The 18,799-nt window shown below is 61.6% G+C and carries 15 protein-coding genes; 6 read left to right on the forward strand and 9 right to left on the reverse strand.

Annotated features, from left to right (window positions below; all coding sequences use genetic code 11):
• Positions 1-73 precede the first annotated feature (73 nt).
• Both Q7C33_RS00390 and ttcA read right to left on the reverse strand, forming a co-directional pair.
• Entirely contained in the window at positions 74-748 is a 675-nt protein-coding gene (locus Q7C33_RS00390) for a DNA-3-methyladenine glycosylase I (RefSeq protein ID WP_407682664.1), read from the reverse strand.
• A 67-nt stretch (positions 749-815) separates the two neighbouring features.
• Positions 816-1,640, reverse strand: a complete 825-nt coding sequence (ttcA, locus tag Q7C33_RS00395) for a tRNA 2-thiocytidine(32) synthetase TtcA (protein WP_030142418.1) — start codon at positions 1,638-1,640, stop codon at positions 816-818.
• Positions 1,641-2,070: 430 nt separating this feature from the next.
• Here ttcA and Q7C33_RS00400 point away from each other — a divergent pair, with 430 nt between their 5' ends.
• Positions 2,071-2,673, forward strand: coding sequence for a Yip1 family protein (locus tag Q7C33_RS00400; protein ID WP_030142419.1), 603 nt, complete (start codon positions 2,071-2,073; stop codon positions 2,671-2,673).
• Between the two features lie 159 nt (positions 2,674-2,832).
• A complete protein-coding gene (locus Q7C33_RS00405; RefSeq protein WP_030142420.1) occupies positions 2,833-3,327 on the forward strand; it encodes a SprT family zinc-dependent metalloprotease in 495 nt (164 codons plus the stop codon).
• A 118-nt stretch (positions 3,328-3,445) separates the two neighbouring features.
• Here Q7C33_RS00405 and Q7C33_RS00410 read toward each other — a convergent pair whose 3' ends face one another.
• Together Q7C33_RS00410 and Q7C33_RS00415 are read right to left on the reverse strand one after the other, a co-directional pair.
• Positions 3,446-4,627: a CaiB/BaiF CoA transferase family protein gene (locus Q7C33_RS00410; RefSeq protein WP_407682665.1), complete on the reverse strand. Its 1,182-nt coding sequence runs from the start codon at positions 4,625-4,627 to the stop codon at positions 3,446-3,448.
• 326 nt (positions 4,628-4,953) lie between these two features.
• The gene (locus tag Q7C33_RS00415) at positions 4,954-6,285 is read right to left on the reverse strand and encodes a dicarboxylate/amino acid:cation symporter (RefSeq protein ID WP_198798080.1); all 1,332 of its coding nucleotides are present in this window, start codon (positions 6,283-6,285) and stop codon (positions 4,954-4,956) included.
• Positions 6,286-6,616: 331 nt separating this feature from the next.
• Here Q7C33_RS00415 and Q7C33_RS00420 point away from each other — a divergent pair, with 331 nt between their 5' ends.
• A complete protein-coding gene (locus tag Q7C33_RS00420) occupies positions 6,617-7,615 on the forward strand; it encodes an AraC family transcriptional regulator (protein WP_198798081.1) in 999 nt (332 codons plus the stop codon).
• Between the two features lie 164 nt (positions 7,616-7,779).
• On the opposite strand, the gene Q7C33_RS00425 is transcribed toward Q7C33_RS00420, so the two are convergent.
• The 3 genes from Q7C33_RS00425 to Q7C33_RS00435 all read right to left on the reverse strand — a co-directional run bounded on the left by Q7C33_RS00425 (position 7,780) and on the right by Q7C33_RS00435 (position 10,492).
• Positions 7,780-9,126 carry an ATP-binding protein gene (locus Q7C33_RS00425; RefSeq protein ID WP_217861418.1) on the reverse strand — a complete coding sequence of 449 codons (1,347 nt, stop codon included), beginning with the start codon at positions 9,124-9,126 and terminating at the stop codon, positions 7,780-7,782.
• Positions 9,123-9,800 (reverse strand): response regulator, encoded by a 678-nt coding sequence (locus Q7C33_RS00430; protein WP_013694070.1) that lies wholly within the window; start codon positions 9,798-9,800, stop codon positions 9,123-9,125. The genes Q7C33_RS00425 and Q7C33_RS00430 overlap by 4 nt, the downstream gene beginning before the upstream one ends.
• A 92-nt stretch (positions 9,801-9,892) precedes the next feature.
• Positions 9,893-10,492 carry a hypothetical protein gene (locus Q7C33_RS00435; RefSeq protein ID WP_198798083.1) on the reverse strand — a complete coding sequence of 200 codons (600 nt, stop codon included), beginning with the start codon at positions 10,490-10,492 and terminating at the stop codon, positions 9,893-9,895.
• A 142-nt stretch (positions 10,493-10,634) separates the two neighbouring features.
• Here Q7C33_RS00435 and Q7C33_RS00440 point away from each other — a divergent pair, with 142 nt between their 5' ends.
• Positions 10,635-11,423: a dienelactone hydrolase family protein gene (locus tag Q7C33_RS00440; protein ID WP_030142426.1), complete on the forward strand. Its 789-nt coding sequence runs from the start codon at positions 10,635-10,637 to the stop codon at positions 11,421-11,423.
• A 188-nt stretch (positions 11,424-11,611) separates the two neighbouring features.
• Positions 11,612-12,337, forward strand: coding sequence for a 4'-phosphopantetheinyl transferase family protein (locus tag Q7C33_RS00445; RefSeq protein ID WP_187293362.1), 726 nt, complete (start codon positions 11,612-11,614; stop codon positions 12,335-12,337).
• Positions 12,338-12,455: 118 nt separating this feature from the next.
• Here the strand turns inward: Q7C33_RS00445 and Q7C33_RS00450 are convergent, their stop codons facing one another.
• On the reverse strand, positions 12,456-14,066 hold the full coding sequence (locus Q7C33_RS00450) for an ATP-binding protein (protein WP_198798084.1): 1,611 nt from the start codon (positions 14,064-14,066) through the stop codon (positions 12,456-12,458).
• Complete coding sequence (locus Q7C33_RS00455; RefSeq protein WP_198798085.1) at positions 14,063-14,785, reverse strand: response regulator; 723 nt, start codon at positions 14,783-14,785, stop codon at positions 14,063-14,065. The genes Q7C33_RS00450 and Q7C33_RS00455 overlap by 4 nt, the downstream gene beginning before the upstream one ends.
• An 870-nt stretch (positions 14,786-15,655) precedes the next feature.
• Here Q7C33_RS00455 and Q7C33_RS00460 point away from each other — a divergent pair.
• Positions 15,656-18,547, forward strand: coding sequence for a ribonucleoside-diphosphate reductase subunit alpha (locus Q7C33_RS00460; RefSeq protein ID WP_181288529.1), 2,892 nt, complete (start codon positions 15,656-15,658; stop codon positions 18,545-18,547).
• The last annotated feature ends 252 nt before the right edge of the window (positions 18,548-18,799 follow it).

Raw genomic sequence — 18,799 nt, forward strand, 5'->3', positions numbered from 1 at the left:
TCCCACACTGGGTTTTTGAACGCTGAAAATCCCCTGTGGGAGCGAGCTTGCTCGCGATGGGCGCTACGCGGTCTCAATGATTCACTGTGTAAGCCAGCATCATCGAAATCTGCGACATCGGCCGCCCACCGCTCTCTTCATGCCACTGGTTGAAAGCATTCTGCACCGTCGCCAGGTCCCGCTGGCTGGTGGGGACTTTGTCGATGATGTCCTGGGCATTGAGCGCCGCCACGACGTCATAACTGGTCGAAAAGGTGTCCTTGTCCATCATTCGCAGGAAACGCGGTGCCGACTGGCCGCCCAGTTGATGGCCGTGCTTTTTCAGGTAGGTCCACAGGCCGACGATGTCAGTCACCGGCCAGTCGGCGACCAGCGCGCCAAAGCTGCCCTTTTCATGGGCCACGTCCAATATCATCTGCGCGTTGCGCGGCACACTCTTGAGCTTGCCCAGGTGGCGGATGATCCGCGTATCCTGCATCAATCGCTCCAGGTGTTCGGCACCCATCAGCACGACTTTCTCCGGGTCGAACTTGAAGAACACCTCTTCGAACGCCGGCCACTTGGCGTCCACCAGGCTGTGCTTGAGCCCGGCGCGAAAGACCCGCAGCGCCAGGGTCGAGAGGTAGCGGTCGTCGCTGATCTTGCGCAGTTGCGCCGGGGTCTTGGGCACCGGCAGACGGGCTTCCAGTTCAGCCGCCGAACCGAAGCGGTTCAGACAATACTCGTGCAGCCACTTGTAATCGCGCATGCCCTCTCCTGGGGTCGGAAACGAAAACGGCGCTCGCAAGCGCCGCAAGAAAATGTCGCTGCAATCGTCAGAGATTCACCACATTGACGAACCGCGGCGTGGCGTTTTCATCGATGCGCAGGTTGGTAAAATCGAACAGGTTGCGATCCGCCAGTTGCGACGGAATGACGTTCTGCAAGCCGCGAAAAATGCTCTCGGTACGCCCCGGAGTCTTGCGTTCCCATTCCTGGAGCATCTCCTTGACCACTTGGCGCTGCAGGTTTTCCTGGGAGCCGCACAGGTTGCAGGGGATGATCGGGAACTGCTTGAAATCCGAATAGGCCTGGATGTCCTTCTCGTTGCAATAGGCCAACGGGCGAATCACCACGTTGCGCCCGTCGTCGGCACGCAGCTTGGGTGGCATGGCCTTGAGCGAGCCGTTGTAGAACATGTTCAGGAAGAACGTCTCGACGATATCGTCGCGGTGATGACCCAGGGCCATCTTGGTCGCGCCAATCTCGTCGGCGAAGGTATAGAGCGTCCCGCGGCGCAGGCGTGAGCACAGCGAGCAGGTGGTCTTGCCCTCGGGAATCAGTTCCTTGACCACCGAATAGGTGTCTTTCTCGACGATGTGGTACTCAACGCCCAACGACTCGAGGTAGGCCGGCAGCACATGCTCGGGGAACCCGGGCTGCTTCTGGTCCATGTTCACCGCGACGATGTCGAACTTGATCGGTGCAACCTTCTGCAGATGCATCAGCACGTCGAGCAAGGTGTAGCTGTCCTTGCCGCCGGACAGGCAGACCATGACCTTGTCGCCGTCCTCGATCATGTTGTAGTCGGCGACCGCCTCACCGGCCAGGCGGCGCAGGCGCTTTTGCAGTTTGTTCTGGTTGACCGTAAGAGTGCCCATGACGCGAAATCCGTGAGGTGTGACGAAAGGCCGGCATTTTACGCAAAAAATCCGCCGTCGGCGAAGGCTGATGACAGGCACTTTTGTGGCGAGGGGATTTATCCCCGTCGGGTTGCGCAGCACCCCCTGCGTTTAGCCTGACACTGCGCGGTGGTATGGGAATAATTGGGGCCGCTGCGCAGCCCAGCGGGGATAAATCCCCTCGCCACAGTAAAATCCGGCGCGCCAGAAACCTCGCGCACAGACCTAACGGCGATTAGCGCTCCCGGCTACAGCGCGATTTGCTCTAAGCCCCCCATCCCCCTCGCCGCCACTCCTTTCTATACTGCGGCATAAGGTCGCACACACTTACAGACCTTAACTTACCCGGCCACTTGGCCCGTAGGCGCTCCGTTGGGGGGCGATGGCAATAACAAAGGAGTGACTGACTATGATCCATCATGTCGTGGGGCTCTTTACCCACCCTGATCAAGAATGGAAAGAAATCCGTGGCGATCAGGAAGAAAGCATCAGCCACATGTACCTCACCCACACGCTGATCCTGGCGGCCATCCCGGCGGTGTCGGCGTTCATCGGTACCACGCAGGTGGGATGGGTCATCGGCAATCGCCCACCGGTCATGCTCACCCAGGAGAGCGCGCTGTGGATGACCATCATGTCCTACCTGGCCATGTTGGGCGGCGTGGCGGTGATGGGTGCGTTCATTCACTGGATGGCCCGCACCTATGACGCCAGTCCGAGCCTGGCCCGGTGTGTCGCGTTTGCCACCTATACCGCGACTCCATTGTTCATTGGTGGCCTGGCGGCGCTCTATCCACACATGTGGCTGGGGATGATCGTCGGCACTGCGGCGATCTGCTACACGGTCTACCTGTTGTACGTGGGCCTGCCGACGTTCATGAACATTCCCCAGGACGAAGGCTTCCTGTTTTCCAGCTCGGTGCTTGCCGTCGGCCTGGTGGTGCTGGTGGCTATCATGGCGTTCACGGTGATTGTCTGGGGGCTGGGCGTTGGTCCGGTCTATACCAATTGAAGGATTGAGGCTCTCCAACAAAAAACGATCTGCCACCACAGGCCGCCGCAAGGCGGCCTTCCTCTGTCTCTGGATCTGCCGGGACGACCATTGGGCACCTGGGCGATTCGCAACGGCCAGCGCTTGCGGCATACTCGCCTTTCTGGAGACCCGTAAAGCATGCTCGAGCAACTCAATACCCGCGTCGAAGAGTGTTACCAACAAGCCGAATCCTTTTTCAAACGTCCTTTCAAACGCCCGGTGGTCAGCCTCAAGTTGCGCGGCCAGAAAGCCGGCGTCGCGCATTTGCATGAAAACCTGCTGCGCTTCAACCCGCAGTTGTACCAGGAAAACGCCGAAGACTTCCTCAAGCAGACGGTGGCCCACGAGGTGGCGCACCTGATTGCCCATCAGTTATTTGGCGACCGTATCCAGGCCCATGGCGAGGAATGGCAACTGATCATGCGTGGAGTCTACGAACTGCCACCCAACCGTTGCCACACCTACGAGATCAAACGCCGCACCGCGACCCGCTACATTTATAAATGCCCGTGCGACGGCAGCGATTTCCCGTTCACGGCCCAGCGCCATCGCCTGGTGCGTCAGGGGCGGCGGTATTTATGCCGCAGTTGTCGCAATACTTTGGTGTTCAGTGGGGAGACGCGGGTCGAATAGTGCTTTTTGTAGTGTTTGGACTGGCCTCATCGCGAGCAAGCTCGCTCCCACACTGGATCCGTGAACGACATTAATCCCTGTGGGAGCGAGCTTGCTCGCGATAGGGCCCTGACGGTCGCTACACAACCACCCTGTCACTGCGCAATTGATTGATCCGCTCCGCACTGAACCCCAACGCCCCCAATACCTGGTCCGTATGCTCCCCCAGCCTCGCGCCGATATGCCGCGGCTCGGGCAGCCCTTCGGAAAACTTCAACGGACAGGCGATCTGCGGCTGTCGCGAGCCATCACCACGGGGCACTTGGGTGACCAGGTCCCGAGCTTTCAACTGAGGATGCTCAAGCGCCTCGTCCAGCCCCAGCACCGGCTCGACGCAGGCATCGACCTTGGCGAACATCGCCTGGAGCTCAGTGAAATCGTATTTTTCGAATTCGCTCTGCAGCTCCCGTTTCAGCAGGTGTTGTTGCCCAGGCTCGGACGACAATCCCTGCGCTGCCAGCTCCGGTCGCCCCAACACTTCGCACAATGCCTGCAGGAAAGCCGGTTCCAGGCTCCCCACCGACATCCACCGGCCATCGCGGGTGCGGTAGTAGTCATAAAAACTGCCGCCGTTCAGCACGTGATTTTCCCGCGCCGGCTCCACGCCACAAGCCAGGTAACCGGCGCCGGCCAAGGCATTCAGGCTGAAAACGCAATCGGTCATGCTCACGTCCAAGTGCTGGCCCTGCCCGCTCTGCTGACGGGCGATCACCGCCGCCAACAGCCCGATCACCCCATGCAGCGAACCGCCAGCGATGTCTGCCGCCTGGATCCCCAGCGGCAACGGGCCGCTGTCGGCACGGCCGGTATGGCTGGCCAAACCCGCCAGGGCCAGGTAGTTGATGTCATGGCCGGCGCGGGCCTTGTAGGGCCCCGTCTGGCCGTAGCCGGTAATCGACACGTAGATCAACCGCGGATTGATCGCTTTCAAGACTTCATACCCCAGCCCCAACCGTTCCATCACGCCGGGGCGGAATTGCTCCAACAGGATGTCATGGTCGGCCAATAGCCGTTTGATGATCTCCAGCGCCGCCGGCTGCTTGAGGTCCAGCGCCAGGCTGCGCTTGTTGCGATTGAGGTAGGCATGGCTGGCCGAGACGCCCTGGTCGTGGGGCGGCAGGATCCGCAGCAGGTCCGGACGGTCCGGCGATTCGATGCGCAGCACCTCGGCGCCCATGTCCGCCAGCAACAGCGAGGCGAACGGCCCTGGCAGCAGGGCCGAGAAATCCAGAACCTTGAGCGATGCCAGTGGCCCCTGCATGGAAGATCTCCGCTTTGAATGTGCATCCAAGACTAGGCAGGGGTTGGCGGTGGGGCAATTACCGAAGGGGTTGTCTGGGCTGACAATTATGCTCAGCACAACTTCATGGTGGCGAGGGAGCTTGCTCCCGCTGGGACGGTCCGACGCTTCGGGCGAAGCGACCCCAAACCAACCGCCGCGGTGTATCAGGTAGACAGCATTCAAGTGGTCGGGGGGCTGCTGCGCAGCCCAGCGGGAGCAAGCTCCCTCGCCACAAAAGCCTGTCTGCCGATAATTGCGTCCAACAAAAAACCCGCCGAAGCGGGTTTTTCGTCACAGGCCGAAGATCACTTCACAGGCACTGCGGTATCAGCCGCTGCAACCACGTCGTCTTCTTCACGGACATCGGAGATACCGCGACCACCGGAAGCCAGTTCGGTCTGCAATTGGTCTTCGTCCAGCTCTTTGACCCACTTGGCGACCACGATCGTGGCAACGGCGTTGCCCACCAGGTTGGTCAGCGCACGGGCTTCGGACATGAAGCGGTCGATGCCCAGGATCAGCGCCAGGCCGGCAACCGGCAAGGTGCCCACGGCCGACAGGGTGGCCGCCAGCACGATGAAGCCGCTACCGGTCACGCCAGCCGCACCTTTGGAGGACAGCAACAGCACCGCCAGCAAGGTGATCTGGTGAGTCAGGTCCATCGGGGTATCGGTGGCCTGGGCGATGAACACCGCGGCCATGGTCAGGTAGATCGAAGTACCGTCGAGGTTGAACGAGTAGCCAGTCGGGATGACCAGGCCAACCACGGACTTCTTGGCACCCAGGCGCTCCATCTTGATCAGCATGCGCGGCAGGGCCGATTCCGAGGAGGAAGTGCCCAGCACGATCAGCAGTTCTTCACGGATGTAACGGATCAGTTTGACGACGCTGAAACCGTGGGCGCGGCAGATGGCGCCCAGCACCACCAGCACGAACACCACGCAGGTGATGTAGAAGCAGATCATCAGCTGGCCCAGTTGCACCAGCGAACCGACACCGTAGGCGCCGATGGTGAAGGCCATGGCACCGAACGCACCGAGCGGCGCCAGCTTCATGATCATGTTGATGATGATGAACATCACGTGGGCGAAGCGATCGATGAAGTCCAGCACCGGCTTGCCGTAGGCACCCAGGCGATGCAGGGCAAAACCGAAGATCACCGAGAACATCAGCACTTGCAGGATGTCGCCGTTGGCGAACGCACCGACAATGGTGTTCGGGATCACGTTGAGGATGAAGGCAATGATGCTCTGGTCTTTACCGGCAGAAATGAAACCGGCGATCTTGCTGGTGTCCAGGGTCGACACGTCGATGTGCATGCCGTTGCCCGGTTGCACGACGTTGACCACGACCAGGCCGATCAGCAGAGCGATGGTGGAAACGATTTCGAAGTACAGCAGCGCGTAGCCGCCGGTCTTGCCGACCGATTTCATGTTCTGCATGCCAGCGATACCGCTGACGACGGTGCAGAAGATGATGGGGGCGATGACCATCTTGATCAACTTGATGAACCCGTCACCGAACGGCTTGAGGGCAACGCCGGTCTGCGGGTAGAAGTGACCGAGCAAAATGCCGATGGCAATGGCTACGATCACCTGGAAATACAGGGATTTGTACAGTGGCTGACGAGTCGTCATGGCAAACCTTCCTCAAGAGTCCCGTGGGGCAACATCCACCTGTTGTCCACGACACCTCAATTGCGAACCCTCCTGCACTGGAGGGATTTGTTTTGTCGGCTGCACGCGGCAGACCTGCACAGGGCATCGCAAGGTCCGTGCCATTTTGAGGAAATGCCCTACAACCCGCGTTGCAGAACGCTTTTGTTTATTTGTCGCCGGTTAAACAGGCGGCGAAGGATGGCGGATTTCCGCCAAGACGCCGTTTCTCACTCCTGGATTTGGCGGATATCCGCCTTGTCCAGCCCGGACGCCCTGCTACCATCGCCGGCTTAACGGACGGATTTGAGCCATGCGCCAACGCACGATTGCCAGCCACTTCGCCCGCGCAGCCCTGGGCGGCGCGCGCCGGCACGGGTTTGACTATCTCCCTCTGCTGCAACAATTGGGCATCAGCCCCGAGCTGCTCGACGAACCGCGAGCGCGAATCGCCCCGGAGCAGTTCGCCCGGCTGTTGCAGGCGCTATGGGCGGATCTGGAGGATGAATTCCTCGGATTTGGCCGGGCCGCGAGTAAACCCGGGACGTTTGCCATGATGTGTCACACGTTGATCCACTGTCGGACCCTGGGCAAAGCCCTGCAACGCGGCCTGCTCTTTTACAGCCTGTTTCCCGATGCGCCGAGCCTGACCCTGGAAACCGAAGGCGACCGGGTACGGTTGAACCTGGATGAGTCGACGCTGCGCGATCCCGATCATTTCCTGACAGAAAGCCTGCTGGTCATCTGGCATCGCCTCGGCAGTTGGCTGATCGGCCAGCGGATCGGTCTGGAGCAGGCGACCTTCAGCTATGCCAAGCCTGCCCACGGCGCGGAGTACGACCTGCTGTTCCCCTGCCCGCTGGTATTCGAGGCTCGACGGACCAGCCTGTTGTTTCACGGGCGCTACCTGGACATGCCGCTGCTCCAGGACGAGCGAACGCTCAAGCATTTTCTCGAACGCTCACCCGCCGACCTGCTCTCGCGCCCGGACGATGGCCACAGCCTGAGCAGCCAACTGCGCCGCCTGCTCAGCCGCGACACAGCGCGTTGGCCCGACCTGGACACCGTCGCCGCGCATCTGCACATCAGTTCCCAGACGCTGCGCCGACACCTTCGCGAAGAAGGCACCAGCTTCCAGGAACTCAAGGATCAACTGCGGCGGGATATCGCCATCTACCATTTGGGCCGGGCGGATCTGTCGTTGCAGCAGATTGCCGAGCAGCTCGGGTTCTCGGAGCCGTCGGCGTTTCATCGGGCGTTCAAGAAGTGGACGGGGGTGACGCCGGGGGCGTATCGGGAGTTGGAAAACTGATGGGGGCATCCAGCATCTTTGCTGCATGTACCGATTCCCGTGGCGAGGGAGCTTGCTCCCGCTGGGCCGCGAAGCGGCCCCAACATTTTGCGGTCGCTACGCAACCGAGCGGGAGCAAGCTCCCTCGCCACAGGGGCCCGTAAAAAACACTGGAAATATTCCAGTCAAACCACCGGAAACAGAATCCGGAACGCCGCCCCGCCCAATTCCGAATCCCCCAAGGTCAACCGCGCGCCATAGCTCTCGATGATGTCCTTGACCACCGCCAGCCCGATCCCTTGCCCCGGATGCTGGCGATCCAACCGTTCGCCTCGCTGGAGAATCCGCGCACGCTGGTCCGGCGGTACGCCTGGGCCATCGTCCTCGACGCTCAACTCCGTACCGCCGAGGGTCTGGTGCACGCTGATCCGCACTTCACCCAGGCACAGCCGATAAGCGTTTTCCAGCAAATTGCCAAGCATCTCCAGCAGGGCGCCCTGTTCGATCGGCACCTGGCAGTGCTCCGGCAAATCGAAATGGACCTGGACACGCTTGTCGCGATAGACCTTGTCGAGGGTGTCGCACAGACTCTGCAGGACCGGGCGCAGACGCACCTGGTGGCGCACCAGCCCGCTTTTGCGCAGGCTGGCCCGTTGCAACTGGTAGCCGATCTGCTGGCTCATGCGTTCGATCTGGGTCTGCAGCACCCAAGCCTGCCCACGGTCCTGCGGGCGCCGGGCCATGTCTTCGCTGACGCCCTGCAACACGGCCAGCGGGGTTTTCAGGCTGTGGGCCAGGTCATCGAGGGAGTCGCGATAGCGGCTGCGCTGTTCACGCTCGCTGTGCAACAACCGGTTAAGCGAGCCCGTCAGGCGCAACAGCTCCCGAGGGTGTGCAGTGCTCAGGCTTTCCCGCGTACCCGCTTCGATTTCGTCCAGTTCCTGGCTCAGGCGTCGCAAGGCGCGCAGCCCCCACGTCAGGCCGATCCACAACAGCGCCAGCAGCACCACCAAAGCCGCACCAAAGCCAAGGTAGAGATTGTCCCGCAGCCCTTGCAAGGTCAGTTCGTAATCACGCACCGGCTGCAAGGTGACGATACTGAACGCCGCGCTCTGGCCACCGAGCAGCTTGACCTCGACGTCATAGACAAAGAATTCCTGGCCGTTGTCCTCGCGGATACGCGCGAACTGGTTGCCTTGGCCGTCATACCGCGGCGTGTAGTTGATGTGTTCTTCCTGGGTCGCCTTCGAGCGCCAGACCAGGTTGCCGTCGCGATCATAGATGTAGCCCAGCAATCGGGCATCGGCGAGGTTGAAGCGCTCATCCGGCAATTGCGCCGGCATCTTCAATCGACCATTTTCCACCCGGGCGGCGGAAATCAGCGTGGTCACATCCGAGGCCAGGCGTTGTTCGATGGACTCCTGCAGGGCCAGGCTGAACGCCCCCTGCATCGCCGGCAACAAGGCCAGCATGAACAACGCCGCCAGGGTCATGGCGGCCAGCATCAACCGCAGCCGCAGCGAACGAATCACTGGCAGCGCTCGTTGAACAGATAACCCAGGCCCCGCACGGTGTCGATCGGCTTGAAGCCGGCCGGGGCTTCCAGTTTGCGGCGCAAGCGGCCCACCAATACCTCGATGACATTGGGATCGCGCTCGTCGTCATCCGGGTACAGTTGCTCCATCAAGCGGTCCTTGGCGACCACCTGCTGGTGGTGGCGCATCAGGTATTCAAGGATGCGATATTCATAAGCCGTCAATGCGAGTGGTTCTTCGCCGAGGGACGCCTGCTTGCGGTTGAGGTCCAGCAGCAATGGCCCGGCGACGATGGTCGACTGGGTGAAGCCACTGGAACGTCGCAGCAAGGCATTGAGCCGGGCCTCCAGCTCTTCGAACTGGAACGGCTTGACCACATAATCGTCCGCCCCGGCGGCAAGGCCTTCGACCTTGTCCTGCCAGTTGCCGCGGGCGGTGAGGATCAGGATCGGAAAAGTCTTGTCCTGTGAGCGCAGCCGGCGAATCAACTCCAGGCCGCTGATGCCTGGCAAGCCGAGGTCGATCACCGCCAGGTCATGATTGAACTCGCGGACCTGATACAGGGCCTCTTCGGCATTGGCCACGGCCTGCACCACATGGCCGCTGTCAGTGAGCCGGGTTTGCAGGTGATGACGCAACAGCGCTTCGTCTTCGACAACCAATAGTTTCATGGGCCTCTCCCAGGCGATTCAGAACAGCCATGTCAAACACGGCGCCGGATCGTCTTGGGCCGACCCGGCTGCACGTTTCCATCTCATGCCGCCTAAAAGGTGTAGTTCGCGGATAGGTATGTCTGGGCGCTGCTGGTCAGGTCCAGCGAGCCAACCTTGGCGCCACCGTGCGGACTCATTTCGGTGCTGGCATTGCTGCGCAGGTAACGGTACCCCAGTTCCACCGAGGTGTTTTGTGAAATCTGTTGCAGGACACCGCCTTGCAAGCCCACTGCGTAGCCGATGTCGGTGTCGCGGCTGAAGCCTGGCGAGTCCTGGGTCAATTTGGTCAGGCCCGCCGTGCCACCGCCGAACAGCTTGGTGCTGCTGGTGACCGGATAGAACAAGTCATAGCTGCCCAGCAGGTTTTCCTGGCGCAGCTTGATGCCGTTGTGGCTGCCCGATACGTTGTCGTAGGTGGCGTAGTAGCGACCTTGATCATTCTGCCGACCCAGGCGCAGGCCGTAGGTGGTGGCCTTGGCGATCGCGCCGTCGGCGTTCGGATGGTTCAGGTTCTGGTCCAGGGCGTTGGATTTCTTGACCTTGTCGCTGGTCTGGCCGAGGGTCAGGCTGGCGAAGTTGTCATCGGCGTGGGCCATGGCGCTGGCGCCCAGTACAGTGAATGCCAGCAACAGTTTTTTCATAGCAGTCATGATCAGGTTCCTTGTGAAGCAATGGTTGTGTGAAGTCGCAGCCACGATAGCCATCGCTCCCTGAACACCCCTTGAATGTTCTCTGAACCTCGGCTGAATGAATCGGCTAGTCTGTGTGCACCACTTTTTAAGGAGATCGATCATGCGCAGGTTGCTTGCTGTTGTACTGCTGGCCTTGAGCGGCGCCAGCCACGCCGCCATCCAGACCCAGGAGATTCCCTACACCAGTGCCGACGGCACGAAGCTGATCGGCTATTACGCCTACGACGACGCGGTCAAGGGCCCGCGCCCGGGCGTGGTGGTGGTGCATGAATGGTGGGGACTGAACGATTATTCCAAGCGCCGCGCCCGTGACCTTGCCGGTCTTGGCTACAGCGCCCTGGCCATCGACATGTACGGCGATGGCAAGAACACCGAGCATCCCAAGGACGCCATGGCGTTCATGCAGGCAGCGCTCAAGGACAGCCAGGCGGCCAGCGCGCGCTTCCAGGCCGGGCTCGACCTCTTGAAGAAACAACCCCAGACCGATCCGGACAAACTCGCCGCCATCGGCTACTGCTTCGGTGGCAAGGTGGTGCTGGACGCAGCGCGCCAAGGCGTGCCACTGGCTGGCGTGGTGAGTTTCCACGGGGCCCTGGTCACCAACACGCCGGCCACTCCTGGCAGCGTCAAGGCCAAGATCCTGGTGGAACACGGCGCGCTGGACAGCATGGTCACCGAGGACAACGTCACCGCGTTCAAGAGCGAAATGGACAAGGCTGGCGCCGACTATAAATTCGTCAGCCTCGACGGCGCCAAGCACGGCTTCAGCAACCCCGACGCCGACCGTTTGAGCCACGGCGAACACGGCGGGCCGGACATTGGCTACAACAAGGAAGCCGATCAGAAGTCCTGGGCGGACATGCAGAAGTTTTTCAAGAAGATCTTCTGACACATACTGCTCCTGTGGCGAGGGAGTTTGCTCCCGCTGGGACGGTCCGACGCTTCGGGCGAAGCGGCCCCAAGATTGTCGGCGACCGCTGCGCAGTCGAGCGGGAGCAAGCTCCCTCGCCACAAAAGCGATCCCGCTCAAGCCTCTCCCACTACCCAGCCTCAAGCCAACCCGGCAAAATGCCGGGCATGAACCCACTCCCCGCCCTGCCCGCCTGCTGCTCGCCTCTGGATGAACATTGGCTGCTGCCCGACGCCTTGCCCGATACGGTGCTGCTCAGCACTCGCTTTGATCCGCTGCTGCTCGTCGCGGCTGATTTCCCCAACAGCGCCATCGAAAAGCCGGACAGCATCCAGCGCTCGGTGGCCAAGCGCCAGGCGGAATTCCTCGCCGGGCGGATCTGCGCCCGGGCGGCCTTGCATCGGCTTGATGGGATCGCCTGTATTCCTCCCATCGGCGAAGACCGCGCCCCCGTCTGGCCAGCCCATATCAGCGGTTCGATCACCCACAGCACCGGCCGGGCGGCGGCCATCGTCGCGCAGAAACAGCGTTGGCAAGGCCTGGGCATGGACCTGGAAAACCTGCTCGACCCGGAGCGCGCCGAGCGCCTGGCCGGGGAAATCCTCACGCCCGCCGAACTGCTGCGCATGACAACCACTTCGCGAGAGGACCGGGCGCTACTGGTGACGTTGACCTTCTCGATCAAGGAAAGCCTGTTCAAGGCGCTGTATCCAATCGTCGGGAAGCGTTTCTATTTCGAACATGCCGAGGTGCTGGAATGGTCCCATGGTGGGCAAGTGCGCCTGCGGCTGCTGACCGACCTGTCGCCCGAATGGCGTCATGGCAGTGAGTTGCAAGGGCAGTTTGGGGTGAAGGATGGGCAGTTGTTGAGCCTGGTGGGGATCGAGGCCTGAGATTTGTATTGCCTGGAGTGCCGCCTTCGCGGGCAAGCCCGCTCCCACAGGTGGTATGCATTTTCAAAATGTGGGAGCGGGCTTGCTCGCGAAAGCGGAATATCATTCAGCGCTTATCTCAAGACCGATCCTGATGCCTCGGCCAGCTCAAGCTGAAACACGCCCCGCCCAGGCTTTTGCTCTTGCCGATCAATGCCCGGCCGTCATGCCAGTGGATGATCCGCCGCACGATCGACAGCCCCAATCCATGGCCACCCGAGGCACGCGCGCGGCTGTCGTCCAGGCGCAGGAACGGCTTGAAGACTCGCTCCCAGGCCGCCTCTGGCACGCCCGGTCCGTCATCCTCGACATCGATCCGGCAGCGCAACTGGCCCACCTGGTAACTCACCGTCACCCGGGATCTGGCGTGGCGCATCGCGTTGCCCACCAGGTTCTGCAGGGCGCGATGCAGGAATCTCGGCTCGGCCTCGACCCAGGCGCCATCGCAATCGGCTGCGGACAGGCAAAGGCCACGCTCCACGGTAACCCCGGCCCGCAGAGGGCCCAATTCTTCGATGACTTGACTGACCAACGCGTCCAGGTCCAATCGCTGGAAATTCAACGCCGGTGAGCCCTGCTCCAGACGCGCATACGTCAGCATTTCATCCACCAGCCGGTCGAGGTCTTCGATGTCGTGGTCCATGCCGGCCAGGTATTTGTCCCGGGCCTGGGGCGTGCTGGCGCTTCCGAGCATTTCCAGGCCGAACCGCAGGCGCGCCACTGGCGTGCGCAATTCGTGGGACACCGCACGCACCAGCTCCCGCTGGATCGCCAGCAATTGCTGCAGATGCTCGGCCATGCCATTGAACGCCGAGGCCAGCCGCCCCACCGAGTCGGCCCCGCGTGCCGGCACGCGGGTTTCCAGGCTGCCCTGGGCGATCTGTGTGGCGGCTGACTCCAGGCCGCGCAAACGTCGTTCCAACTGGCGCACCAGCAGATAGACGATCAAGCCGATCAGGCTCAACCCCAACGCCGCGATCAACACCAGCCATTCGGGCGGGTAAGGATTCATCTGGTACAGCGGGCCGATTTCCAGGACCCATGGGGTGCCGACCATCCCGGCGAACACCCGGATCGAATCGCCACCCTTGCCCAGCGCCATCACCGTATCGCCCTCCGAGACCCGACGACGCTGGTCTTCGTCCATGTCTGCCTGGTCGACGGTCATCAGGCGCAAGTCGAAACCGAAGCCCTTTTCCTGTTTGAGTTGTGCAAGCCGCTCGGGCTGCTCGGCCACGGGGTAGCGCACCAGCTCGTCGGCCAACAAGTAGATCGTCGCCCGGGCCAACTGCTCGCTGATCTGGCGAACTTCGCCTACCAACGCCAACTGCTCGCCATCGCTGACCAGCCGATAGACCTTCGCCGCATGGGGGCCGATCTGTTCCACCAGGACCTGCCCACGCAAGACGCGGGTGCGCTGGCCCAGGTCGAGCTCCGCCTGGCTGAGCACCTGCAGTTCCAGCGGGATGCCCAGCAGGCGCGCCCACACTGCCAGGGCCCGACGACGCTCGGTGTCATTCATCGGCCGCAAATTATCGGCCATCAAGGAAAACGTACCGTGGGCCAGGCGCTCGCGGTATTGCTCGCCGCGCGTCTGGTTGAGCAGGTGCAGCGCCAGTACGCCAAGCACCGCCACCAACACCAGTGCCGCGCACATGCCGCCATAGATGCGCAGGAAGATTGAGTTCACGGAGCGGTGTCTACGCAAGCTTCAGGGACGAACAAGTAGCCTTTGCTGCGGATGGTCTTGATCAAGCGCGGATGGTCGGGGTCGTCGCCGATCTTGGGACGGATGCGCGAGATGCGCACGTCAATGGAGCGGTCCTGGCCGTCGTAGCCGATACCGCGCAGGGCAGTGAAGATCTCCTCGCGGGACAGGATGCGCCCGGCATTGGAGACCAGCAGCCAGAGCAAATCGAACTCGGCGCTGGTCAGCTCGATGCCGTTGCCCTGCAGCCAGGCTTCGCGCAAGGCGTCGTCCACCACCAACGGACCGAACTCCAGGCGCCTCTGCTTCGGTGGCACGGCAGGTTCCGGTTCGCTGCGCCGCAGCAGGGCCTGGATGCGCGCCAGCAGCAAGCGCGGGCGCACGGGCTTGCAGACATAATCGTCGGCGCCCAGGTCCAAGCCCTGGATCTGGTCGCTGTCGTCGGTACGCGCCGTCAGCATCAGGATCGGTCCGTCGTAGCGCTCGCGCACCCTGCGGCAGATGCTCAGGCCGTCCTCGCCGGGCAGCATCAGGTCGAGAATGACCAGGTCCGGCTGCTCGTCGATGATCCGTTGTGCCGCCACCGCGCCGTTGCCTTCGATGGCGACGCGCAGGCCGTTGCTTTCCAGGTATTCGCGGGTCAACTCGGCGAGACGCTGGTCATCCTCGACGATCAAAATCTGCCAGGCTTCTTGTTCCACTGGGGGCCTCGTCTTGTTGTAGGTGCACATTAAACTCTGTGGCGAGGGGATTTATCCCCGCTGGGCAGCGAAGCGGCCCCCTGCATCCTGTCTGACACACCACCGTCACCCATTTGGGGCTACTGCGTAGCCCAACGGGGATAAATCCCCTCGCCACAACGGTGCCCGCTTGAAACCTGCATCCTCCCATCTTTTTGTCATGTTAAAGGAGGATAAACACGCCCATGCACCGGCCGATTGTATAAACGCCACCTTCGCAGAAAACAAGCGGACAAATGCGTTCGGTCGGGTTGGATTTGTGTGGTAACGTCCGCGCCCGCAAAAAACCTCGGGCTGTTTTCGAGTCGTCAAAAACATCGAAAAAAGGCTCGCTCCAGCTAGGTCGCGGCCTACAGAGCAGTTCCACGTTTCGCACACAAATTACGCACAGGCTTATCCACAGGTAGCACGTTGATTCACGCCTGAAAACGCATTATCTTGTAGCCCGCCGCGTAAAAAACCCTACATGTAGGGTTTCAGGCCAAAAACCCAACACAAGTCGGATAGAGAATTCAAGCGCTTTTCTTGCCTCTGTCCTTCTGCAACACCGCAGTTTCCAAGTCCAGACCGCCCCTGCGGATGGCAACCGTTTCGAACGGTCGAAAACGACCGAAACGGTACGGGTGTTGCAGTCCTTCGCTGCCACCTTGGCAAACCCGGTTTCGAGCCCAGGCCCGTTACCCAAGAACTTCGGATGGAGGCGGTGCCCGTGGCCCGCTTCCTACTGTCCCGAAGTTGTTATACCCGGCGCCAGTCGGTTGTAGTGCTTCAGGACGGAACGGTGGGCACCGTGATGGTGCCCAAATAAACATAGAGAACGTGGAGACACCCATGCACACCGACACAACTCGCGAGAACCCGCAGGGCACCGCGCCGCTGGCCGCCGATTCGAGCCCGGATCTGTCCGCCACCGCGCCGGGCCAACTGCGTGTGATCAAGCGTAACGGCACTGTCGTTCCCTACACCGATGACAAGATCACCGTCGCCATCACCAAAGCGTTCCTCGCAGTTGAGGGCGGCACCGCTGCCGCTTCGTCGCGAATCCACGACACCGTGGCCCGCCTGACCGAGCAGGTCACCGCGACCTTCAAGCGTCGCATGCCGTCGGGCGGCACCATCCACATCGAAGAAATCCAGGACCAGGTCGAACTGGCCCTGATGCGTGCCGGCGAGCAGAAAGTCGCTCGCGACTACGTGATCTACCGTGACTCCCGCGCCAAGGAGCGTGCCACCCGCACGCCGGCCGACGCCCCGGTCCAGGCCCACCCTTCGATCCGCATCGCACGCGCCGACGGCAGCCTCGCGCCGTTGGACATGGGCCGCCTGAACACCATCGTCACCGAGGCCTGCGAAGGCCTGGAAGAAGTCGATGGCGACCTGATCCAGCGCGAAACCCTGAAGAACCTCTATGACGGCGTTGCCCTCAAGGACGTCAACACCGCGCTGGTGATGACCGCGCGGACCCTGGTGGAACGCGAGCCGAACTACTCGTTCGTGACCGCGCGCCTGCTGATGGACACCCTGCGCGCCGAAGGCCTGAGCTTCCTGGAAGTCGCCGAGAGCGCCACCCACCACGAAATGGCCGACCTGTACGCCAAGGCCCTGCCGGCCTACGTCGCCAAGGGTATCGAATACGAATTGCTGAACCCTGTCCTGGCCGAATTCGACCTGGAAAAACTCGGCAAGGCGATCAACCACGAGCGCGACCAGCAGTTCACCTACCTGGGCCTGCAGACCCTGTACGACCGTTACTTCATCCACAAGGATGGCGTGCGCTTCGAACTGCCGCAGGTCTTCTTCATGCGCGTGGCCATGGGCCTGGCGATCGAAGAGAAGCAGCGTGAAGACCGTGCGATCGAGTTCTACAACCTGTTGTCGTCCTTCGACTACATGGCCTCGACGCCAACGCTGTTCAACGCCGGCACCCTGCGTCCGCAGCTGTCGAGCTGCTACCTGACCACCGTTCCAGATGACCTGTCGGGCATCTACGGCGCAATCCACGACAACGCCATGCTGTCGAAATTCGCCGGTGGCCTGGGCAACGACTGGACCCCGGTTCGCGCATTGGGCTCGTACATCAAGGGCACCAACGGCAAATCCCAGGGCGTCGTGCCGTTCCTCAAAGTGGTCAACGACACCGCCGTTGCGGTCAACCAGGGCGGCAAGCGCAAGGGCGCGGTCTGTGCCTACCTGGAAACCTGGCACATGGACATCGAAGAGTTCATCGAGCTGCGCAAGAACACCGGTGATGACCGTCGTCGTACCCACGACATGAACACCGCCAACTGGATCCCCGACCTGTTCATGAAGCGCGTCTTCGATGACGGCAAGTGGACCCTGTTCTCGCCGTCCGAAGTGCCGGACCTGCATGACCTGACCGGCAAGGCCTTCGAAGAGCGCTACGAGTACTACGAAGCCCTGACCGAGTACAACAAGATCAAGCTGTTCAAAGTCGTCCAGGCCAAAGACCTGTGGCGCAAGATGCTGTCGATGCTGTTCGAGACCGGCCACCCATGGCTGACCTTCAAGGACCCGTGCAACCTGCGCAGCCCGCAGCAGCACGTGGGCGTGGTCCACAGCTCGAACCTGTGCACCGAGATCACCCTGAACACCAACAAGGATGAGATCGCGGTCTGCAACCTGGGCTCGATCAACCTGCCGAACCACATCGTCGACGGCAAGCTGGACACCGCCAAGCTGCAACGCACCGTGAACACCGCCGTGCGCATGCTCGACAACGTGATCGACATCAACTACTACTCGGTGCCGCAAGCGAAGAACTCGAACTTCAAGCACCGTCCGGTCGGCCTCGGCATCATGGGCTTCCAGGACGCGCTGTACCTGCAGCACATCCCGTACGGTTCGGACGCTGCGGTCGAGTTCGCCGACAAATCCATGGAAGCGGTCAGCTACTACGCGATCCAGGCTTCCTGCGACCTGGCCGACGAGCGCGGCGCCTACGAGACGTTCCAGGGTTCGCTGTGGTCCAAGGGCGTCCTGCCGCTGGATTCGCAACAGATCCTGATCGCCCAGCGTGGCGAGAAGTACATCGACGTCGACCTGAAGGAAACCCTGGACTGGGCACCGGTTCGTGCCCGTGTGCAGAAAGGCATCCGCAACTCGAACATCATGGCCATCGCACCGACCGCCACCATCGCCAACATCACCGGCGTGTCGCAGTCGATCGAACCGACCTACCAGAACCTGTACGTGAAATCGAACCTGTCGGGCGAGTTCACCGTGATCAACCCGTACCTGGTCCGCGACCTCAAGGCCCGCGGCCTGTGGGACTCGGTCATGATCAACGACCTGAAGTACTACGACGGTTCGGTGCAGCAGATCGAGCGCATCCCGCAAGAACTCAAAGAGCTCTATGCGACCGCGTTCGAAGTGGACACCAAGTGGATCGTCGACGCTGCCAGCCGTCGCCAGAAGTGGATCGACCAGGCTCAGTCGCTGAACCTGTACATCGCCGGCGCCTCGGGCAAGAAGCTGGACGTGACCTACCGCATGGCTTGGTACCGTGGCCTGAAAACCACTTACTACCTCCGCGCCCTGGCCGCCACCAGCACCGAGAAGTCGACCATCAACACCGGCAAGCTGAACGCGGTTTCCAGCGGCGGCAACCACGGTGACGATTCGGTCCTGGCTGCTCCAGCCGGCCCGGCACCCGTGCCAAAGGCTTGCGCGATCGACGAGCCGGATTGCGAAGCTTGCCAATAAGCTGAGCGGGCGGGCGCGTAAAGGCGCCCGCTGAAAGAAGCCCCCGATAGGCCATTGGTTTATCGGGGGCTTTCTTTTGCCTGGAGGAATGTTGGCGACTGTTCTGGCCCCATCGCGAGCAAGCTCGCTCCCACATTGGAATGCGAACTCCTGTGGGAGCGAGCTTGCTCGCGATGAGGCCGGTCCAGGCAATACAAAACTGAAGCTCATGAAAAAGCCCCTCTTTCGAGGGGCTCCTTGTGCAGCGTTCAA

Origin of the sequence: Pseudomonas sp. BP11-1-1 (assembly GCF_052112105.1) — a bacterium.
Lineage (GTDB): Bacteria > Pseudomonadota > Gammaproteobacteria > Pseudomonadales > Pseudomonadaceae > Aquipseudomonas > Aquipseudomonas alvandae.